General features: G+C 68.9%; 4 protein-coding genes. 2 read left to right on the top strand and 2 right to left on the bottom strand.

The window, feature by feature from the left end; genetic code table 11:
* Positions 1–67: 67 nt before the first annotated feature.
* Positions 68–2,833: an aconitate hydratase gene (locus ABZ914_RS46585; protein WP_500201077.1), complete on the bottom strand. Its 2,766-nt coding sequence runs from the start codon at positions 2,831–2,833 to the stop codon at positions 68–70.
* 250 nt (positions 2,834–3,083) lie between these two features.
* Positions 3,084–3,497, bottom strand: coding sequence for an ATP-binding protein (locus ABZ914_RS46580; protein WP_500201076.1), 414 nt, complete (start codon positions 3,495–3,497; stop codon positions 3,084–3,086).
* Between the two features lie 83 nt (positions 3,498–3,580).
* Here ABZ914_RS46580 and ABZ914_RS46575 point away from each other — a divergent pair, with 83 nt between their 5' ends.
* Together ABZ914_RS46575 and ABZ914_RS46570 are read left to right on the top strand one after the other, a co-directional pair.
* Positions 3,581–4,462, top strand: a complete 882-nt coding sequence (locus ABZ914_RS46575) for a helix-turn-helix domain-containing protein (protein ID WP_500201075.1) — start codon at positions 3,581–3,583, stop codon at positions 4,460–4,462.
* Positions 4,459–4,641, top strand: a complete 183-nt coding sequence (locus tag ABZ914_RS46570) for a DUF397 domain-containing protein (protein WP_500201074.1) — start codon at positions 4,459–4,461, stop codon at positions 4,639–4,641. Before ABZ914_RS46575 ends, ABZ914_RS46570 begins: the two co-directional genes overlap by 4 nt.
* Positions 4,642–4,828 lie beyond the last annotated feature (187 nt).

Below are 4,828 nucleotides of genomic sequence, written 5' to 3'. Positions count from 1 at the left end.
GCCGCCTCCGGCGAATGCCGAGGGGCCGCCTCCCCGCGCGGGGAGGCGGCCCGTTTCTCGGCGGTCCTTACTTGCGGATGAGGTTCCGCAGGACGTACTGCAGGATGCCGCCGTTGCGGTAGTAGTCCGCCTCACCGGGGGTGTCGATGCGGACGTCGACCGTGAACTCCTTGCCGTCCGCCTTCACCGTCACCTCGCTCGGGACGCCGCCCTCGTTGAGCGCCGTGACGCCGGTGATGTCGAACGTCTCGGTGCCGGTCAGGCCGAGGGACTCGGCGGAGTCGCCCTCCTTGAACTGCAGCGGGAGGACGCCGAGGCCGATCAGGTTCGAGCGGTGGATGCGCTCGTACGACTGCGCGATGACGGCGCGGACGCCGAGCAGCGCGGTGCCCTTCGCGGCCCAGTCGCGGGACGAGCCGGAGCCGTACTCCTTGCCCGCCAGCACCACCAGCGGGGTGCCCTGCGCGGCGTAGTTCTGCGCGGCGTCGTAGATGAACGCCTGCGGCGCGCCGTCCTGCGTGAAGTCGCGGGTGTAGCCGCCCTCCACGTCGTCCAGCAGCTGGTTGCGCAGCCGGATGTTGGCGAACGTGCCGCGGATCATCACCTCGTGGTTGCCGCGGCGCGAGCCGTAGGAGTTGAAGTCCTTCACCGCGACGCCGTTGTCCTGCAGGTACTGCGCGGCGGGCGTGCCGACCTTGATGGATCCGGCGGGCGAGATGTGGTCGGTGGTGACCGAGTCGCCGAGCTTGGCGAGCACCCGGGCGCCGTGGATGTCGGAGACCGGCTCCGGCTCGGCGCCCATGCCGTCGAAGTACGGCGCCTTGCGGACGTAGGTGGACGCGTCGTCCCACTCGAACAGGTCGCCGGTCGGGATGTCGAGGCCGCGCCAGCGCTCGTCGCCCTTGAAGACGTCGGCGTAGTCCTTGGTGAACATCTCCTTGCCGATCGACGACTCGACGATCTCGGCGACCTCCTCGGCGGCCGGCCAGATGTCGCGCAGGTAGACCGGGCCGTCGGTGCCCTCGGCGATCGGGTCGTTGAGGATGTCGATGTCCATCGTCCCGGCCAGCGCGTAGGCGATGACCAGCGGCGGGGACGCCAGGTAGTTCATCTTCACGTCGGGGCTGATGCGGCCCTCGAAGTTGCGGTTGCCGGACAGCACCGCGGTGACCGCCAGGTCGTTGTCGTTGACGGCCTTGGAGATCTCCGGCTGCAGCGGGCCGGTGTTGCCGATGCAGGTGGTGCAGCCGTACCCGACCAGGTTGAAGCCGATCTTGTCGAGGTACGGGGTGAGGCCGGCGCGCTCGTAGTAGTCGGTGACGACCTGCGAGCCGGGCGCCAGCGAGGTCTTCACCCACGGCTTGCGGGTCAGGCCCTTCTCGACGGCCTTCTTCGCCAGCAGCGCCGCGCCGATCATCACGTACGGGTTCGAGGTGTTGGTGCAGGACGTGATGGCGGCGACCGCGACGTGGCCGTGGTCGAGCTCGAACTTCGTGCCGTCCTCCAGCGTGACCGGCACCGGCTTGTGCGGGCGGCCCGAGCCGTTCGCGTCCACGTGGCGCGGCTTGTCGCCGGCGCCGTCGTGGCCGACGGCCGGGGAGTCGGAGGCGGGGAAGGACTCGGCGGACGCCTCGTCCGCCGGGCCCAGCGCGACCTTGACGTAGTTCTGCACGTCGCGGCGCCAGGTCTGCTTGGCGTCCGACAGCGAGATGCGGTCCTGCGGGCGCTTCGGGCCGGCCAGCGACGGCACGACCGTCGACAGGTCCAGCTCGAGGTACTCGGAGAACTCCGGCTCGACCGACGGGTCGAGCCACATGCCCTGCTCCTTGGCGTAGGCCTCGACGAGCGCGACCTGCTCGTCGCTGCGGCCGGTGAGCCGCAGGTAGTTCAGCGTCTCGTCGTCGATCGGGAAGATCGCGCAGGTGGAGCCGAACTCGGGGCTCATGTTGCCGATCGTGGCGCGGTTGGCCAGCGGCAGCGCGTGCACGCCCTCGCCGTAGAACTCCACGAACTTGCCGACGACGCCGTGCTCGCGCAGCATCTCGGTGATGGTGAGCACCAGGTCCGTCGCGGTGGTGCCGGCGGGCAGCTCGCCGGTCAGCTTGAAGCCGACCACGCGCGGGATCAGCATGGAGATCGGCTGGCCGAGCATCGCGGCCTCCGCCTCGATGCCGCCGACGCCCCAGCCGAGCACGCCGATGCCGTTCTCCATCGTGGTGTGGGAGTCGGTGCCCACGCAGGTGTCGGGGTAGGCGACGCCGTCGCGGTCGAAAACCACGCGGGCCAGGTGCTCGATGTTCACCTGGTGGACGATGCCCGTCCCCGGAGGCACCACCTTGAACTCGTCGAACGCCGTCTGCCCCCAGCGCAGGAACTGGTAGCGCTCCTTGTTGCGCTCGTACTCGACCTGCACGTTGCGCTCGAACGCCTGCGGCGAGCCGAAGTACTCCACGATGACGGAGTGGTCGATGACCATCTCGGCGGGCGCCAGCGGGTTGATCTTCGTCGGGTCGCCGCCCAGGTCCCGCACGGCCTCGCGCATCGTCGCCAGGTCCACCACGCACGGCACGCCGGTGAAGTCCTGCATGATCACCCGGGCCGGGGTGAACTGGATCTCCTTGCTCGGCTTGGCCTTGGCGTCCCACTGGGCCAGCGCGCGGATGTGCTCGGCGGTGACGTTCGCGCCGTCCTCGGTGCGCAGCAGGTTCTCCAGCAGCACCTTCAGGCTGTACGGGAGACGGGCCGAGCCCTCGACGGCGTCCAGCCGGTAGATGTCGTACGACTTGCCGCCCACCTGCAGCTTGCTCAGGCTGCCGAAGCTGTTCGCGGACACGGACTCCTCCTCCGTCGCACGCCGCGCGTCCGGTCCGGGACATGACCGCGCGGCGACGTTCATCGTGATGTTCAATGTGCGCCCGCCCTCGCGGCCGGCGCGGGTCGGGCGGCGCGGCACGCGGCGAGGCGGGTGTGCTCGTCTACCTTGATCCTGCCCTAGTCAAGCCCTTGACCGAGAACCGGGTCCGCCTAACTTCCGCAGGTTTTTTCTTGATGTCAAGATACATCCAATTTATCTCGACATCAAGCTACTCGGCCTCGGCCCGCGGCAGCTTCGCCCACACCGCCTTGCCTCCCTCGTTCAGCGCCCGGACGCCCCAGCACCCCCGCACGAACCCGGCGACCAGCAGCAGCCCCCGCCCGCACACCGCTCGGTCGTCCGGTGGCCGCACCACCGGCCGCCCCGCCCCCGAGTCCCACACCTCGACCACCGGCAGCCCGTCCCGCGCGTCCAGGTAGAGCCGGACGACGATCGGCCCCTCGCCGTGCCGCCAGGCATTGGTGACCAGCTCGCAGACGACCAGCCGCCCGAGATGGTCGTCCTCGATCCCCCACTCCGCGAACCGCTCAGCGAGAAACCGCCGCGCGAGCAGAGGCGCATGCACGCTCGGTTCGAGGACGATCGTGTGCGGACCTTCGGGCGCGAACGCCATAGCGGACATACCGGTTCACCTCGGAAGACTCCATGGATTCCTGTGGCCGGAGCGTCTCCCGGCGACGATGCTGCGGGCAGGAGAAGCGCGAGGTGGCAGGCATCACCGCGACTTCGCGTCCATCGCCGGTCATCACCCGGTCATCACTGGAGGTGGACATGCCGCAACGCCCGAAGCGCCTGACGCCGTCCCGCGGCCCGCTGGACCTTTTCGGCTCGGAGGTGCGCCGCTACAGGACCCTCGCGGACCTGTCCCTCGCGCAACTCGCCGCACTGATCCCCTACGCCCCGTCCACCATCGGAGAGATCGAGCGCGGCGAGTCCGCATGCGACCGCGGATTCGCCGAGGACTGCGACCGCGTCCTCGACACCCGCGACGCCCTCGCCCACCTCCACGACGGCCTCTTCGACGGCCGCAGCGCCGCTTATCCGGCGTGGTTCGCCGACTGGCCTGAATACGAAGGGCAGGCTGAGACCCTGCGCGCCTACGAGCCGCTCGTGATTTACGGCTTGTTGCAGACGCCAAGCTATGCAGACGTGCTCTTGTACGGCGACCAGAACGGCGTCCAAGCGCGAATGGAACGGCAAGGAGTCCTGTCCCGCGAGCAACCGCTGCCACCGCGACTGATCTACCTGCTCCCAGAGCGGGTCCTGCGGTCACGCGTCGGCACGATGGCCGTGATGTACGAGCAACTGCATCACCTCGCCGACGCGGTGTCGCCGCGCCTGTCCGTACAGGTCATTCCCGACGGCGCACCGCACCCGGGGAACTCGGGGGCATTTGTCGTCGCCACCCTGCCGGGAGACTCACGTATCGCCTACGCTGCATCCGAGCCGCAGGGAAGGATCCTCGATGGGCGCTCCGACGTTGAACGCCTGAACGAGCGGTTCGCGGACATCGCCACCTACGCGCTTCCGGCTGACTTGTCGGCTGCGCTGATCAGGGAGATTGCAGACGAAGCATGGAAGTCATGAGAGCTCACCCCGGGTGGCGCAAGAGCAGCTACAGCAGCTCGCAGGGCGACAACTGCGTCGAGTTGGCCGATCTCGGCGGGACGATCGGCGTCCGCGACAGCAAGGATCCCGGTGGTGGTCACATCACCATCAGCCGTGATGGCCTGGACGTGTTGCTCACTCGGCTGAAGCAGCGGTGACGTCGGCGTTTTGAGCGAGGCTACGCCGGGTTAGGCCGGGGCCGGGTCTGGAAGAGCGACTAGTCGGCATACCGTGGCGAATTCGCCCGCAGGAATGGGTGTTCGGGTGGTGGGGTGGCGCTTGCGTACGGGGCCGCCCCTCCAAAGTCAAGGGCGCCTTCGGCGTCGCTTCGCGATGGACTTCGTC

This window comes from Spirillospora sp. NPDC046719 (assembly GCF_040645715.1).
Classification (GTDB): Bacteria; Actinomycetota; Actinomycetes; order Streptosporangiales; family Streptosporangiaceae; genus Spirillospora.
The sequence above is the reverse complement of the archived record's forward strand: the minus strand, read 5'-3'. Positions and strand labels throughout refer to the sequence as shown.